Below are 12,936 nucleotides of genomic sequence, written 5' to 3'. Positions count from 1 at the left end.
AGGACAGGTGCTGAGAATGCTAGGGAAATGACGTTTCGGAAAGTTTAAGTGGCTGCGCCGAGCTCGCTCCATTTCAGGAAAATCCCAAAAAAGGTCCGAATTTATCGGCTGCTTGCCACGGCACATTCCGCCATGCTCTAAACGCCCATGGCCTTCACGCTTCGCCAGATCCAATACTTCGTGGCCGTCGCCGAACAGGGTTCGGTGACGCGAGCCGCGCAGAACCTTTCGATCTCCCAATCCTCGGTGACGGAAGCGCTGAAGGAGCTCGAAACTGATCTCGGCGTCGAACTCTTCGAGCGCCATCCGCGCGGCCTGACGATCACCCACAACGGACATCAGTTCCTCCGTCACGCGACCAAGATTCTCGCCTCCGTCTCCGATGCGCGAACCAGCTTCTCCGGCCAGCAGAGTGCTCTCTCCGGCACGTTGAACATCGGCGTCACCTCGCTTGTCGCCGGCTATGTGCTCTCCGATCTGCTGGCGCGATACCGCCGCGCCTGCCCGGGCATCGAAGTCAGCGCCATCGAGGACAATGGCGGCTACCTCGAACATCTCCTGGTCGGCGGCGAACTCGACGTGGCGGTGATGGTGATATCCAATCTGCGCGACCGCATGGCGCTGCAGGCGGAAATCCTCGAAACCTCGCCCTATCGCCTCTGGCTGCCGATGGGCCATCCGCTGGTGTCGGCCGATATCATCTCCGTCGCCGATATCGCCCGCGAACCACTGATCATGCTGACAGTCGACGAGATTGAGGAGAATACCGGCAAGCTGCTCTCCGCACTCGGCGCCCGCCCGCATGTCGCCTTCCGCACCCGTTCGGTGGAAGCGGTGCGCAGCCTGGTGGCCACGGGCGCCGGCGTGGCGCTGCTTCCCGATCTCGTCTACCGCCCGTGGTCGCTCGAAGGTGACCGCATCGAGAGCCGCGACGTCTCCGGCTCGCTGCCGGTGGTCCAGGTCGGCATGGTCTGGCGCAAGGGCTCCAGCCTGCCGCAGGCGGCGCGCGATTTCGTCGGCATCGCCGAAACTCTGCGTTCCGGTCGAATCCGCTGATATCGGAATTTCCGATATCGCCTTTCTGATAAATGAATTTGCGAAACCGGGTTTTTCGCGTCACTTTTTCAGCCGGGAACAAATTGCCACAAAGTGGCACCAAACCGGGAGACGAACGATGACGAATCTGTTGAAATCCTGCACGGCAGCGCTCGCCTGCCTGAGCTTCGCGACACAGGTGGTCGCCGCCGAACCGCTGAAGGCCTTGGGCAAGGGGGAAGGCGCGGTCAGCATCGTCGCTTGGGCCGGCTACATCGAACGCGGCGAAACCGACAAGAATTACGACTGGGTCACCGGCTTCGAAAAGGAGACCGGCTGCAAAGTGTCCGTCAAGACGGCCGCCACGTCCGATGAAATGGTGTCGCTGATGAACGAGGGCGGTTTCGATCTCGTCACCGCATCTGGTGACGCGTCGCTCCGCCTCATTGCCGGCAAGCGTGTCCAGCCGATCAATACCGATCTGATTTCGAGCTTCAAAAATGTCGACAAGCGCCTGCAGGAGGGCCCGTGGTACACGGTCGGCGGCGTACATTACGGCGTGCCCTATCTCTGGGGACCGAACGTGCTGATGTACAATACCGATGCCTTCAAGGACAAGGCGCCGACCAGTTGGGGCGTCGTCTTCGAGGAGCAGACCCTGCCGGACGGCAAGTCGAACAAGGGCCGCGTGCAGGCCTATGACGGCGCGATCTATATCGCCGATGCGGCCATGTATCTGATGGCCCACAAGCCGGATCTCGGCATCAAGGACCCGTATGAACTCACCGAAGACCAGTACAAGGCCGCTCTCGACCTTTTGCGCGGCCAGCGCAAGCTCGTCTCGCGCTACTGGCACGACGCGATGATCCAGATCGACGACTTCAAGAATGAAGGTGTCGTCGCCTCCGGCTCCTGGCCCTTCCAGGTCAACCTGCTGCAGGCCGACAAGCAGAAGATCGCCTCCACCTTCCCGGATGAAGGCGTCACCGGCTGGGCCGACACGACAATGCTGCACGCCGACAGCGAACATCCGAACTGCGCCTACATGTGGATGGAACATTCCCTTCAGGCCAAGGTCCAGGGCGACGCCGCCGCCTGGTTCGGCGCCGTGCCCTCCGTTCCCGCCGCCTGCAAGGGCAACGAGCTGATGGGCGAAACCGGCTGCGCCACCAACGGCTTCGATCACTTTGACAAGATCAAGTTCTGGAAGACCCCGGTCGCCAAATGCGCAACGCAGAACGAATGCGTGCCCTATCACCGCTGGGTGTCGGATTACATCGGCGTGATCGGCGGACGGTGAGCCGATCCGATCGTATGCGTAAGAATCCCTCCCCAACCCCTCCCCACAAGGGGGAGCGGCTAAGAGTGGCACCGCCAAATCTGCCGAAACACCAAGGTATTTGCGAAGGGGTACGGCGGGTTAAGCCCCTCCCCCTTGGGGAGGGGCTTGGGGCGGGGTCTATATTGGCCAGGACCAAGCCCTCTTTAAACAGACAAGACCCGGAGTCCTCTCATGACGTCAGCCGTCCGTTTCCAGCAGGTATCGCGCCATTTCGGCCAGGTCCGCGCCGTCGACGGTGTCGATCTCGAGATCGCGCCGGGCGAGTTCTTCGCCATGCTCGGGCCGTCCGGTTCCGGCAAGACGACGTGCCTCAGATTGATCGCCGGCTTCGAACAGCCGACATCAGGCCACATCCAGATTTTCGGAGAGACGGCCGACGGCATTCCGCCCTACCGCCGCAACGTCAACACCGTCTTCCAGGATTACGCGCTCTTCCCGCATCTCAACATTCTCGACAATGTCGCCTACGGGCTGATGGTCAAGGGCGTCGGCAAGGCGGAGCGGAAGAAGGCGGCGAGCGATGCCCTCGAACTTGTCAAGCTGCCGGGCTACGGCGCTCGCCGCCCCGGCCAGCTCTCCGGCGGCCAGCGGCAGCGCGTGGCGCTCGCCCGCGCGCTGGTCAATAAGCCGAAGGTGCTGCTGCTCGACGAGCCGCTCGGTGCGCTGGACCTGAAGCTGCGCGAGCAGATGCAGGAGGAATTGAAGAGCCTGCAGCGCGCGCTCGGCATCACCTTTGTCTTCGTCACCCATGATCAAGGCGAGGCGCTGTCGATGGCCGATCGCGTCGCTGTCTTCAACAATGGCAATATCGTCCAGCACGGCACGCCGCAAGATATCTACCGCTGCCCGAAGACCCGCTTCGTCGCCGATTTCGTCGGCTCGTCAAATGTGATCGCGCCTGATCTGATGGCCGCGCTCGGCGGCGAGAAACGCTGGGCGAGCCTGCGCCCCGAGGCGATCCGGCTGGCAAGCGATGGCATCGAGGCGAAGGTCAAGCATGCGAGCTTCCTCGGCGCCGCCACCCGTCTCAGCGTCGATCTGAGCGGCAGCCGGCTGCATGTCACGCTGCCGGCAGGCACGCCTGTGCCGGATGTCGGCGCCGGCATCCGGCTCACCTGGCAGCCCGCCGATATCCACTACATGGACGATGTGGCATGACGGCACTCATCATCTCCGACGGCAAGACATCGATCCTTCCGGCACGCCGCGGCGTCTTCGGCCGAATGTCGGATGCCTTCTGGCGACACCCGAAACTGCTGCTCTTCCTGATGCTGACGCCACCGCTGCTTTGGCTCGGCATCATCTATATCGGCTCGCTGATCGCCCTGCTTCTGCAGAGTTTCTTCTCGATCGACGATTTCTCCGGACTGGTGAATTACGAATTCACCCTTGCGACCTACGCCCAGCTTCTGAGCCCGACGAACTTCGACATCATCATCCGCACCGTCATGATGGCCGCGTTCGTCACCATCGCTTCTGCATTGATCGCCTTCCCGATCGCCTACTACGCGGCGCGTTATGCGCAGGGCAAATGGAAGGTGCTGTTCTATCTCGGCGTCATGCTGCCGCTCTGGTCGAGCTATCTCGTCAAGATCTACGCCTGGAAGCTGATCCTCGCCAAGGAAGGCATCCTGACCTGGATCTTCGAACAGCTCCATCTCTCCTGGCTTCTCCAGGGCGTCTTGAACCTGCCCGTCGTCGGCGGCAATTCGCTTTCGGTCAGCTACCTCGGCACCTTCATCGTCTTTGTCTATATCTGGCTGCCCTACATGATCCTGCCAACGCAGGCCGCGCTCGAGCGTGTGCCCGGCAACCTGATCGAGGCCTCGGCGGATCTCGGCGCGACACCGCGCCAGACCTTCCGCACCGTGCTGTTGCCCTTGGCGCTGCCGGGCATCGTCGCCGGTTCGATTTTCACCTTTTCGCTGACCCTCGGCGATTACATCATCCCACAGATCATCGGCTCGTCCAGGCTGTTCATCGGCCAGGCCGTTTATGCGCAGCAGGGAACCGCCGGCAACGTGCCGCTGGCGGCCGCCTTCTCGGTCGTGCCAATCGTCATCATGGCGCTTTATCTGTCGCTCGCCAAAAGACTGGGGGCCTTCGATGCGCTCTGACCTCAAGACATCGCCGCTGCCCCTGAAGATCGCCGCCGCAGGCGGGCTGCTCTTCCTGCACCTGCCGATCCTGCTGATCTTCGTCTATGCCTTCACGACGGAGGAGAAGAGCTATCAGTGGCCGCCACCCGCGTTGACGCTGCAATGGTTCGCCGTTGCCTGGAATCGGCCAGACGTCTGGTCGGCGCTCGGCCTTTCCGTGCAGGTCGCCGTCATCGCCACCGCGATCGCGCTCATCCTCGGCACGCTCTGTGCCGCGGCCGTCAGCCAGACGAAGTTCTTCGGCCGCGAGGCGATCTCGCTGCTGGTCATCCTGCCGATCGCGCTTCCCGGCATCATCACCGGCATAGCGCTGCGCTCCGCCTTCAGCCTCTTCGACGTCCCGTTCTCGGTCTGGACCATCGTGCTCGGCCACGCCACTTTCTGCGTGGTGGTCGTCTACAACAACGCCGTCGCCCGCTTCCGCCGCACCTCCGGCTCGCTGATCGAAGCCTCGATGGATCTCGGCGCCGACGGCTTCCAGACCTTCCGCCATGTCATCCTGCCGAATATCGGCACCGCCTTGCTTGCCGGCGGCATGCTCGCTTTTGCCCTGTCCTTCGATGAGGTCATCGTCACCACCTTCACCGGCGGTCAGCAATCGACCCTGCCGATCTGGATGCTCGAAGAACTCATCCGCCCGCGCCAGCGCCCCGTCACCAATGTGGTCGCCATGGTCGTGGTGCTCGTCACCTTCCTGCCGATCCTGGCAGCCTATTACCTCACCCGCGACGGCGACCAGATCGCCGGCGCCGGCAAATAACAGGGAGAACATCATGGATACGCAAATGTTGATCGGTTCCCGCTTCGAAAAAGGCACGGAGACGGAAGAGCACATCCTGAACCCGAAAACTGGCGAGACGGTCACCGACCTTCCCGAAGCCTCGCTCTCCCAGGTCGATGCCGCCGTCGATGCCGCCGAAAAAGCCTTCAAGAGCTGGTCGCAGACGACGCCTTCCGAACGCTCGAGTTACCTGCTGAAGATCGCCGACGCTATCGAGAAGAATGCCGCCGGTTTCGCCGCGCTGGAAGCGCTGAACTGCGGCAAGCCGATCAATTCAGTGCTGAACGATGAAATCCCGGCGATCGTCGATTGTTACCGCTTCTTCGCGGGGGCAGTGCGCAACCTGCACGGACCGGCCGCGGGCGAATACCTGCCCGGCCACACCTCGATGATCCGCCGTGATCCAATCGGCATCGTCGGCTCGATCGCGCCGTGGAACTATCCGTTGATGATGATGGCCTGGAAGCTGGCGCCGGCAATCGCCGGCGGCAATACCGTCGTCTTCAAGCCGTCGGAGCAGACGCCGCTGACCGCGCTGAAGATGGCGAAGCTGCTTTCCGACATCCTGCCCGAAGGCGTCGTCAATGTCATCCTCGGCCGCGGCGAAAGCGTCGGCAATGCGCTGATCAACCATGCCAAGGTCAACATGGTCTCGATAACAGGCGATGTCGCCACCGGCAAGAAGGTGCTGCAGGCCGCCGCCAAGACCGTGAAGCGTACTCATCTGGAACTCGGCGGCAAGGCCCCGGTTATCGTCTTCGACGACGCCGACATCGATGCCGTCGTCGCCGGCATCCGCACCTTCGGCTATTACAATGCCGGTCAGGACTGCACCGCGGCCTGCCGCATCTATGCTGACGCCAAGGTCTACGACAATTTCGTCGCAGATCTCTCTTCGGCCGTCTCAAGCATCCGCTTCAACCAGGCCGACGATACCGAAAACGAGATCGGTCCGCTGATCTCCAGGCGCCAGCGTGACCGCGTCGAAAGCTTCGTCGCCCGCGCTTCCGAGCACAAGCACATGGAAATCACCACCGGCGGCAAGGTCTCCGGCGACAGGGGCTTCTTCTTCACCCCGACCGTCATATCAGGCGCCCTGCAGGACGACGAGATCGTCCGTCGTGAGGTCTTCGGCCCGGTCGTCTCGGTCACCCGCTTCTCCGACGCCGATGATGCCATCGCCTGGGCGAACGACAGCGATTACGGCCTCGCCTCCTCGGTCTGGACCAGGGATATCGGCCGCGGCATGAAGACCGCCGCCCGCCTGCAATATGGCTGCACCTGGATCAACACCCATTTCATGCTGGTCAACGAGATGCCGCATGGCGGCCTCAAACAGTCGGGCTACGGCAAGGACATGTCGGTCTATGCGCTGGAGGATTATACCGCCGTGCGTCACGTGATGATCAATCATGGCTGACGGTGAAACCGGCAGGATTATAGAGGCCAATGGCAGAGAACATCATCCGATTTCGCGCGTAGTGGAACAATTTCCCGGTTGCCGCGTCTTCTCAGGCAAACGCAAAGGATGATGTGTCATGCTGAAATGGGCTCTGATATTCTTCGTTATTTCGATCATCGCCGGCTTCTTTGGCTTCTCCGGCGTTTCCGCCGCCACAGCGACCATCGCCCGCGTGCTCTTCGGTATCGCGCTGGTGATTTTCCTGATCTTCCTGGTTCTGGCGTTGATGGCCGGCCAGGCGGTCTTGTAACCGAGCACCGCACAACCCGGAGCAATTCCGCGGCTCGGAGCCGCGGAATGTTCATGGCGCGCAAAAGCTTGCAGCCAATTGGCTACATCATCGCCCTCAGCCAGGGATGAAGGCTGCTACCCCGCTTTCTCAGCAGGTTGTCGATCGATATCGACCCCGCCCCCGAAGCCACCAGGACGAACACGCCGCCGGCAATCGCCAGATCCTTCTCGAAATGCAGGAGCTCGTTCTGGCTGTCAAAATTCGTGTGAAACATCAAGGCGGTCGCCAGGCAGAAGAAGGCCAGCGCTAACGCGCCAAGCCGACTGAGGAAACCCGCGGCAATGGAAAGGCCGGCGCCGAGCTGAAGTGCTATGACAGCAAATGCAACCGGCGTGGCAAGCCCCAGTTTTGCGAAAGTGTCGACGGTCGCGCTGATATCTGATGCGAGCACCGAACCTTCATGCAGGAAGATCAGCGACAGGAGCAGCCTGCCCAGGAGAAGAATGAAATCGGCCAGTTGAGACCGGCTTGCGGCGCTATCCATTACACCCTCCGATTTGCAGAGAACAGGCGGCTTGGCCGCCCGTTCTCACGTTCATGGACTCGTCAGTTGCCACCCTTGGCAGCGATGGCCTTTTGCAGGTCTTCGAGTTCTTCGCAGCCGCTTGGGCAAAGTTGCTTCAGCGATGATAGCTGCTCCTCCGCCTTCGCCATCTCGCCCGTTTCGGCAAAGAGCTCGCCGAGATATTCACGCGCAGCCTTGTGATCGGGTTGAAGCTCAAGTGCTTTGGTGTAGTAGGTCAGCGACGTTCTGTAGTCGCCGGTCTTGCGCAGCGTATACCCCATAAGATTATAGACATCTGCCTGTTGATTGTCTTCGGCAAGACCGCGAAGCTCCGCCAGGGCGCCGGCATAATCCTTGGCATCGATCTTGGCGCGTACCGACGTCAAATCGGGAGCGTCCGTCGATTCCATATTATCGACAGCAAAAGCGGGAAGCGCCGTCACCGCGGAGAAGCCCGCGGATATGGCGCAGAGCCAGATGAATCCGAGAATGAGATATTTCATCATGATGATCTCCATTCGGCCTTTCAGGCCTGGACTGTCGGCGTAAAGCCATAGGCGCTTCCGTCCTTGACGAAGGTGCCCGCGCCGGGGAAGGGGAAATGCGAGCCGCAAATGGCGATATTGTCGGCAATGATGCGGTCGATGAGACGGCGGCGGGTGTCGATGGCCGCCGGCCCATCCTGATCATAACTGCCCTGCCAGTCGGGGTGCGGCGCAAGCAGCGCCGGCACGTACATGATATCGGCCGAGACAAGCAGTTGCTTGCTGCCGGAGGCGACAAGATAGGTCGAATGACCCGGTGTATGGCCTGGCGCAGCAAGAAGCCGAACGCCGGGCGCAACCTCGGCACCCTCGTCCACCAGTTTCCAGTTCTTCCATTTCGGAAAGACCTCGGCGATGCGCTTGCCGGCCGGCCTGCGGCCTTCGGCAAGCTTCTCGACCCGGCCGGGCTCCGTCCACCAGTTATATTCGATGGCATTGACGATGAGTTCGGCGTTCGGAAAGACGGGTTCGTTCGTTCCCTTTTCCATCAATCCCCAGACGTGATCCGGGTGGAAATGCGAGAGCATGATCGTGTCGATCCTCTTATAATCGATGCCGGCGGCTGCCATATTCGCCGGCAGATGTGTGGCATTTGCCTGCCATTGACCGACGCCCGAGCCGGCGTCCATCATGATCAGCCGGTTGCCGAGTTTCAGGACGACCACCGTCAGCGGGATCGGCATGAATTCGGTCGTAAGCCCTGCCTTGAAAAGCGCTTCCTTGGTATCCTCGATCGAGGCATTCTTGATGAAGGTCGGGTCATGCGGTTTTTTCCAGATTCCGTCGTAGACCGCCGTGACCTCGACATCGCCGACCTGATATTTGTAGAAGCCGACGGTCGGCTCCAGCGTTGTTGCGGCGAGCGCCGGCCCGACGAATTCGAGCTTCGACGACAGCCCGAATGCAGCTGCCGCGGCAGCCGATCCAAGGACGGCGCGACGTGACATGTTAAACATGGATATGCCTCCTCTTGTCGATGAGATTTCAGCTGGCGAAGACCGCAATTATTCGGATTCCCTCGCTGATGAACTAGATCGTCAGCCGGACGCGCTTATTCCCGATCTCGAGCGTCGTTTGTTCAAGCGCTTGAAAAGACATCGTCATTTCTATCGCCCCGGCCGGCTGTCCGGCCACGTGCCAATAAATTGGCTTCGGTTGGAATAAAACCGCGTGCCGGTCGGTCTAGACGGCAAGGGACCGCACTCCATGCCTGAGGATCTCGCTTTTAAATTCGGCTTCTATTGAGGCAGGGGAGGATGATGACAGACGCTCAGATCACCAATCCCATCGGATCAAACGAGTGGTTGCCGTTGGCGTGGCGACATTGGAAGGACCGTCTTCGACCATCGCCGCTGGCCTTGCTTCTCGACAGCGCAGCGCGGTTGTTCCACCCTATGGTCTCGGAAAAGTCGAGGGGCGAGCAGGTTGCTTCGGCGGCCGATGTGAGCGCGCAGCGTGAACTCATGCAGCGCTTTCAGAACTTGATCGTTCCGCACCTTGACGCTGCCTATAATTTTGCCCGCTTCCTCAGCCGCGACGCGGATGCGGCGCAAGATATCGTCCAGGATGCATTCCTGCGTGCCTTCCGCAACTTCGATAGCTATCGCGGTGGCGATCCGCGCGCCTGGCTCTTTGCCATCGTGAGAAACTGTTGCCATGCCTGGCGCCAGCAGGATCGCCGCAAGGCGCGGTTCGAGCGGCATCTGAGTGATGGCGACGACGATGAAACAGGTGAGAACGAGATCGCCTCGGAGGAGGATTCGCCAGAGGCGGCGACGATCCGGCGAAGTGAACAGCAGCGCGTGCGCGCTGTCATTAGTCGGCTCCCCGAGGCAATGCGGGAAATCCTCGTCTTGCGGGAGCTTGAGGATCTCTCCTACCGGCAGATCGCCGAAATCATCGACGCGCCGATCGGCACTGTCATGTCGAGGCTTGCAAGGGCGCGGCATGAATTTGGTGAAGCCTGGCACGCATGCGACAAAGGCGAGATTGCAGGATGAGCGACACGCACCAAAAAGGCTGCCCGGAATGGCGTGTCATGCTGCATGGCTTTGTCGATGGCGAACTCGATTCAGACCACGCGGCACAATTCGAGGATCATCTTGCTGCCTGTACGGATTGCAGAGCGGAGGTGGAAAGGGTTCAGGCCGTGAGAGAGATCATCGATCAAGATGGCGTCAAATGGCGGCCGCCCGAAGCGCTGCGTTCACATGTCCTGTCGATGCTGTCGTTTGAACAGGCGACAACATCCGGCCTGCCGTTGCCACGCCGGGTGGCCGGATGGCGCCGCGCCCTGGTTTTCTTCCGGCAATGGAGCTTCGTTCCTTCACTCGCGGCATTGGCGGTCGGCGCCTTCCTGTTCGTCAACGCACCGTCTCAGACCGCGCTTCTGCAGGAACAGATCCTTTCAAGCCATATCAGGTCGATGATGGCCGACCATCTGACCGACGTGCTGACCTCGGATCAGCATACGGTAAAACCGTGGTTCAACGGCAAGCTCGATTTTTCACCGCCGGTCAGCGACCTATCCAAGGACGGCTTTCCACTGATCGGCGGGCGGGTCGACTATCTCGGTGGTCGCGCCGTTGCGGCCCTCGTCTATCGGCGCCACGGCCATGTCATCAACCTGTTCGTTTGGCCCGCAGGATCGGCCGCAGAGACGACAGCCGTGCATGACGGCTACAATATGGAGCAATGGTCGGATGGCGGGCTCGTTTTCTCAGCGATTTCAGATGTCGCCGCCGGCGATCTGGCCGAGTTCGAGGCGCTCTTCAGGAAGGCGGCAAGGGGTTAAAGCAGGCTTGCGCCGACATTGATCGCCAGCGCCAGGATCGTCGTGTTGAACAGGAACGACAGCACGGCATGCAGCAATGTTAGCTTGCGCATGCTGGTCGAACTGACCCCGACATCCGCGGTCTGCGCGGCAACGCCGATGGTGAAGGAGAAATAGAGGAAGTCCCAATAGCCGGGCTCTTCGATTCCGTCGGGAAATTTGAGGCCGCTCTCTTCGTCCGCCCCGCCATAAAAGTAATGGGCATAGTGGATGGTGAAAAGCGTATGCAGAAAAATCCAGGAGATCAGGATCGTCAGCACCGCGGCACCCGCCCGCGTCAGCGCGACGTCAGGTGGCGCCTCCTTGATCGAATGAAGCTCGGTGCCGATGCCGGCGATGCTCGCAAGCGCAGCGCCGATCGAAAGGGACAGCAAAACGGTATCCGAAAAATCGAGATCGGCGGAGCGTTTCCGGATCGTTTCGACCGTCGCCCGCAGCATCTTGCGCCAGCTGAGCGCGACAAAAACAATGGCGCTGATATTCCAGCCGAACAGGATATTGCCGGCGCTGACCTCCCGCGAGGTGACAGCCAAGAAGACCACCAGTCCAGCAACAGCGGCGATGATGAAGCTTGCGTGCTTGCGGGCAAGTGCAAGTGCCACAGGCGAACTTGCCGGTTCCTCCTCCGCCATATCGGTCTCCGACAGCATATGTCATTGATAAGAGCATGAAAAAGGCGCGGTTGCCAGCCGGCATCCGCGCCTTCGATCCTTGAGGTGCTCTATCACGCGGCGGCGAGCTGCAGTTCCTTCTGCACCATGGTGCGCAGCGTCGTCAGGTCTTTGGCGAAGGCGCGGATGCCTTCGGCGAGCTTTTCCGTCGCCATCGCGTCCTCGTTCATCATCCAGCGGAAGGTCTTTTCGTCGACCGAGACCTTGGCATCGGGTTTGCGGCTTTCCGGCGAGAGCTTGCGCTCCAGTTTGCCGTCATCCTTGGAAAGTTCGTCGAGCAGCGCCGGGCTGATGGTCAGCCGGTCGCAGCCGGCAAGGGCTTCGATCTCGCCGGCGTTGCGGAAGGAGGCACCCATGACGATCGTCTTGATATCGTTCGCCTTGTAGTAATTGTAGATCTCGCGAACGGAGATGACGCCCGGATCTTCCTCGGCGGTGTAGTCCTTGCCGGTCGACTTCTTGTACCAGTCGAGGATGCGGCCGACGAAGGGGGAGATCAGGAACACCTTGGCATCGGCGCAAGCAATCGCCTGGGCCTTGTTGAACAGAAGCGTCAGATTGCAGTCGATGCCTTCCTTCTGCAGCACTTCCGCGGCACGAATGCCTTCCCAGGTGGAAGCGAGCTTGATGAGGATGCGGTCCCGATCGATGCCGCGGTCCTTGTAGGCGGCGATGATCGAACGTGCCTTGGCAAGCGAAGCCTCGGTATCGAAGGAGAGATCGGCGTCGACCTCGGTCGAGACGCGGCCCGGGACGAGCTTCACCAGCGCGGCGCCGACGGATATCGCGAGGCGATCGGCGACGGCCGAGGAGACCGCTTCCGGATTGCCGCCCTGCTTCTTGCCCCAGGCGACGGCTTCCTTGATGGCGTCGGCAAACATCGGCGTACCCAATGCCTTCAGCACGATGCTCGGATTGGTCGTGCAATCCACAGGCTTCAGGCGCGCGACAGCCTCGATGTCGCCGGTATCCGCGACGACGGTGGTAATCTCGCGAAGTTGGTCAAGCTTGGATGTCATGGTCAATAATCCTTGTTGAACTTGGGCTGCGGGGCCGGCGCGTTCCGCCCGGCAAAGGTGATCTGGGGACAAACGGCCTGCATCCAGCGGTGAAGGACAGGCGCAACCGTCACGGATGATTCATAAACGTGAAGCACACTGGCCATGTTCCTGATGCAGTCGAACGGCTCCTCGAACACAAGCGGGGTCGCCTGCGGCTCGGAGACCGATCGTGACTTTCGGCATGCCCGCACTATGTCCTCCTCGAACGGGACAGGGACGACTTCGTGTCGCGAGGACTATCGCCGTTCGC

Annotated in this window: 14 protein-coding genes; 9 read left to right on the top strand and 5 right to left on the bottom strand. The window is 61.0% G+C overall.

The features are described 5' to 3' along the window. Positions 1 to 147: 147 nt before the first annotated feature. The 7 genes from HJB91_RS09265 (at position 148) to HJB91_RS09235 (ending at position 7,029) form a co-directional block, all read left to right on the top strand. Positions 148 to 1,056, top strand: a complete 909-nt coding sequence (locus HJB91_RS09265; RefSeq protein WP_210629770.1) for a LysR family transcriptional regulator — start codon at positions 148 to 150, stop codon at positions 1,054 to 1,056. A gap of 118 nt (positions 1,057 to 1,174) precedes the next feature. Continuing rightward, complete coding sequence (locus tag HJB91_RS09260; RefSeq protein ID WP_210629769.1) at positions 1,175 to 2,335, top strand: ABC transporter substrate-binding protein; 1,161 nt, start codon at positions 1,175 to 1,177, stop codon at positions 2,333 to 2,335. 213 nt (positions 2,336 to 2,548) lie between these two features. Then, positions 2,549 to 3,535 (top strand): ABC transporter ATP-binding protein, encoded by a 987-nt coding sequence (locus HJB91_RS09255; RefSeq protein ID WP_210629768.1) that lies wholly within the window; start codon positions 2,549 to 2,551, stop codon positions 3,533 to 3,535. Next, positions 3,532 to 4,494 carry an ABC transporter permease gene (locus HJB91_RS09250; protein ID WP_221146356.1) on the top strand — a complete coding sequence of 321 codons (963 nt, stop codon included), beginning with the start codon at positions 3,532 to 3,534 and terminating at the stop codon, positions 4,492 to 4,494. Before HJB91_RS09255 ends, HJB91_RS09250 begins: the two co-directional genes overlap by 4 nt. Beyond that, complete coding sequence (locus HJB91_RS09245) at positions 4,484 to 5,296, top strand: ABC transporter permease (RefSeq protein ID WP_221154493.1); 813 nt, start codon at positions 4,484 to 4,486, stop codon at positions 5,294 to 5,296. Before HJB91_RS09250 ends, HJB91_RS09245 begins: the two co-directional genes overlap by 11 nt. A 13-nt stretch (positions 5,297 to 5,309) precedes the next feature. Further along, the gene (locus HJB91_RS09240) at positions 5,310 to 6,737 is read left to right on the top strand and encodes a gamma-aminobutyraldehyde dehydrogenase (protein ID WP_221154490.1); all 1,428 of its coding nucleotides are present in this window, start codon (positions 5,310 to 5,312) and stop codon (positions 6,735 to 6,737) included. A gap of 118 nt (positions 6,738 to 6,855) precedes the next feature. After that, entirely contained in the window at positions 6,856 to 7,029 is a 174-nt protein-coding gene (locus HJB91_RS09235) for a DUF1328 domain-containing protein (protein WP_004678026.1), read from the top strand. An 82-nt stretch (positions 7,030 to 7,111) separates the two neighbouring features. Here HJB91_RS09235 and HJB91_RS09230 read toward each other — a convergent pair whose 3' ends face one another. The 3 genes from HJB91_RS09230 to HJB91_RS09220 all read right to left on the bottom strand — a co-directional run bounded on the left by HJB91_RS09230 (position 7,112) and on the right by HJB91_RS09220 (position 9,077). Next, entirely contained in the window at positions 7,112 to 7,555 is a 444-nt protein-coding gene (locus HJB91_RS09230) for a DoxX family protein (protein WP_221154488.1), read from the bottom strand. Positions 7,556 to 7,617: 62 nt separating this feature from the next. Then, positions 7,618 to 8,082, bottom strand: a complete 465-nt coding sequence (locus HJB91_RS09225) for a tetratricopeptide repeat protein (protein ID WP_221146352.1) — start codon at positions 8,080 to 8,082, stop codon at positions 7,618 to 7,620. Between the two features lie 20 nt (positions 8,083 to 8,102). Continuing rightward, positions 8,103 to 9,077, bottom strand: coding sequence for an MBL fold metallo-hydrolase (locus HJB91_RS09220; RefSeq protein ID WP_221154486.1), 975 nt, complete (start codon positions 9,075 to 9,077; stop codon positions 8,103 to 8,105). A 300-nt stretch (positions 9,078 to 9,377) separates the two neighbouring features. On the opposite strand from HJB91_RS09220, the gene HJB91_RS09215 reads away from it, so the two are divergent. Together HJB91_RS09215 and HJB91_RS09210 are read left to right on the top strand one after the other, a co-directional pair. Continuing rightward, positions 9,378 to 10,121, top strand: coding sequence for a sigma-70 family RNA polymerase sigma factor (locus tag HJB91_RS09215; RefSeq protein WP_221154485.1), 744 nt, complete (start codon positions 9,378 to 9,380; stop codon positions 10,119 to 10,121). Continuing rightward, the gene (locus tag HJB91_RS09210) at positions 10,118 to 10,915 is read left to right on the top strand and encodes an anti-sigma factor (protein WP_221124196.1); all 798 of its coding nucleotides are present in this window, start codon (positions 10,118 to 10,120) and stop codon (positions 10,913 to 10,915) included. Before HJB91_RS09215 ends, HJB91_RS09210 begins: the two co-directional genes overlap by 4 nt. Here the strand turns inward: HJB91_RS09210 and HJB91_RS09205 are convergent. After that, a complete protein-coding gene (locus HJB91_RS09205; RefSeq protein WP_210629760.1) occupies positions 10,912 to 11,586 on the bottom strand; it encodes a DUF1345 domain-containing protein in 675 nt (224 codons plus the stop codon). The genes HJB91_RS09210 and HJB91_RS09205 overlap by 4 nt on opposite strands. Positions 11,587 to 11,678: 92 nt before the next feature. Continuing rightward, a complete protein-coding gene (gene tal, locus HJB91_RS09200) occupies positions 11,679 to 12,644 on the bottom strand; it encodes a transaldolase (protein ID WP_221154484.1) in 966 nt (321 codons plus the stop codon). Positions 12,645 to 12,936 lie beyond the last annotated feature (292 nt).

The organism is Rhizobium sp. NLR10b (assembly GCF_019685435.1).
Classification (GTDB): domain Bacteria; phylum Pseudomonadota; class Alphaproteobacteria; order Rhizobiales; family Rhizobiaceae; genus Rhizobium.
The sequence above is the reverse complement of the archived record's forward strand: the minus strand, read 5'-3'. Positions and strand labels throughout refer to the sequence as shown.

Bases quoted from the DNA above. Each gene is read 5' to 3' on its own strand.
- HJB91_RS09265 (WP_210629770.1), top strand. From the start codon at position 148: ATGGCCTTCACGCTTCGCCAGATCCAATACTTCGTGGCCGTCGCCGAA.
- HJB91_RS09260 (WP_210629769.1), top strand. From the start codon at position 1,175: ATGACGAATCTGTTGAAATCCTGCACGGCAGCGCTCGCCTGCCTGAGC.
- HJB91_RS09255 (WP_210629768.1), top strand. From the start codon at position 2,549: ATGACGTCAGCCGTCCGTTTCCAGCAGGTATCGCGCCATTTCGGCCAG.
- HJB91_RS09250 (WP_221146356.1), top strand. From the start codon at position 3,532: ATGACGGCACTCATCATCTCCGACGGCAAGACATCGATCCTTCCGGCA.
- HJB91_RS09245 (WP_221154493.1), top strand. From the start codon at position 4,484: ATGCGCTCTGACCTCAAGACATCGCCGCTGCCCCTGAAGATCGCCGCC.
- HJB91_RS09240 (WP_221154490.1), top strand. From the start codon at position 5,310: ATGGATACGCAAATGTTGATCGGTTCCCGCTTCGAAAAAGGCACGGAG.
- HJB91_RS09235 (WP_004678026.1), top strand. From the start codon at position 6,856: ATGCTGAAATGGGCTCTGATATTCTTCGTTATTTCGATCATCGCCGGC.
- HJB91_RS09230 (WP_221154488.1), bottom strand. From the start codon at position 7,555: ATGGATAGCGCCGCAAGCCGGTCTCAACTGGCCGATTTCATTCTTCTC.
- HJB91_RS09225 (WP_221146352.1), bottom strand. From the start codon at position 8,082: ATGATGAAATATCTCATTCTCGGATTCATCTGGCTCTGCGCCATATCC.
- HJB91_RS09220 (WP_221154486.1), bottom strand. From the start codon at position 9,077: ATGTTTAACATGTCACGTCGCGCCGTCCTTGGATCGGCTGCCGCGGCA.
- HJB91_RS09215 (WP_221154485.1), top strand. From the start codon at position 9,378: ATGATGACAGACGCTCAGATCACCAATCCCATCGGATCAAACGAGTGG.
- HJB91_RS09210 (WP_221124196.1), top strand. From the start codon at position 10,118: ATGAGCGACACGCACCAAAAAGGCTGCCCGGAATGGCGTGTCATGCTG.
- HJB91_RS09205 (WP_210629760.1), bottom strand. From the start codon at position 11,586: ATGGCGGAGGAGGAACCGGCAAGTTCGCCTGTGGCACTTGCACTTGCC.
- tal (WP_221154484.1), bottom strand. From the start codon at position 12,644: ATGACATCCAAGCTTGACCAACTTCGCGAGATTACCACCGTCGTCGCG.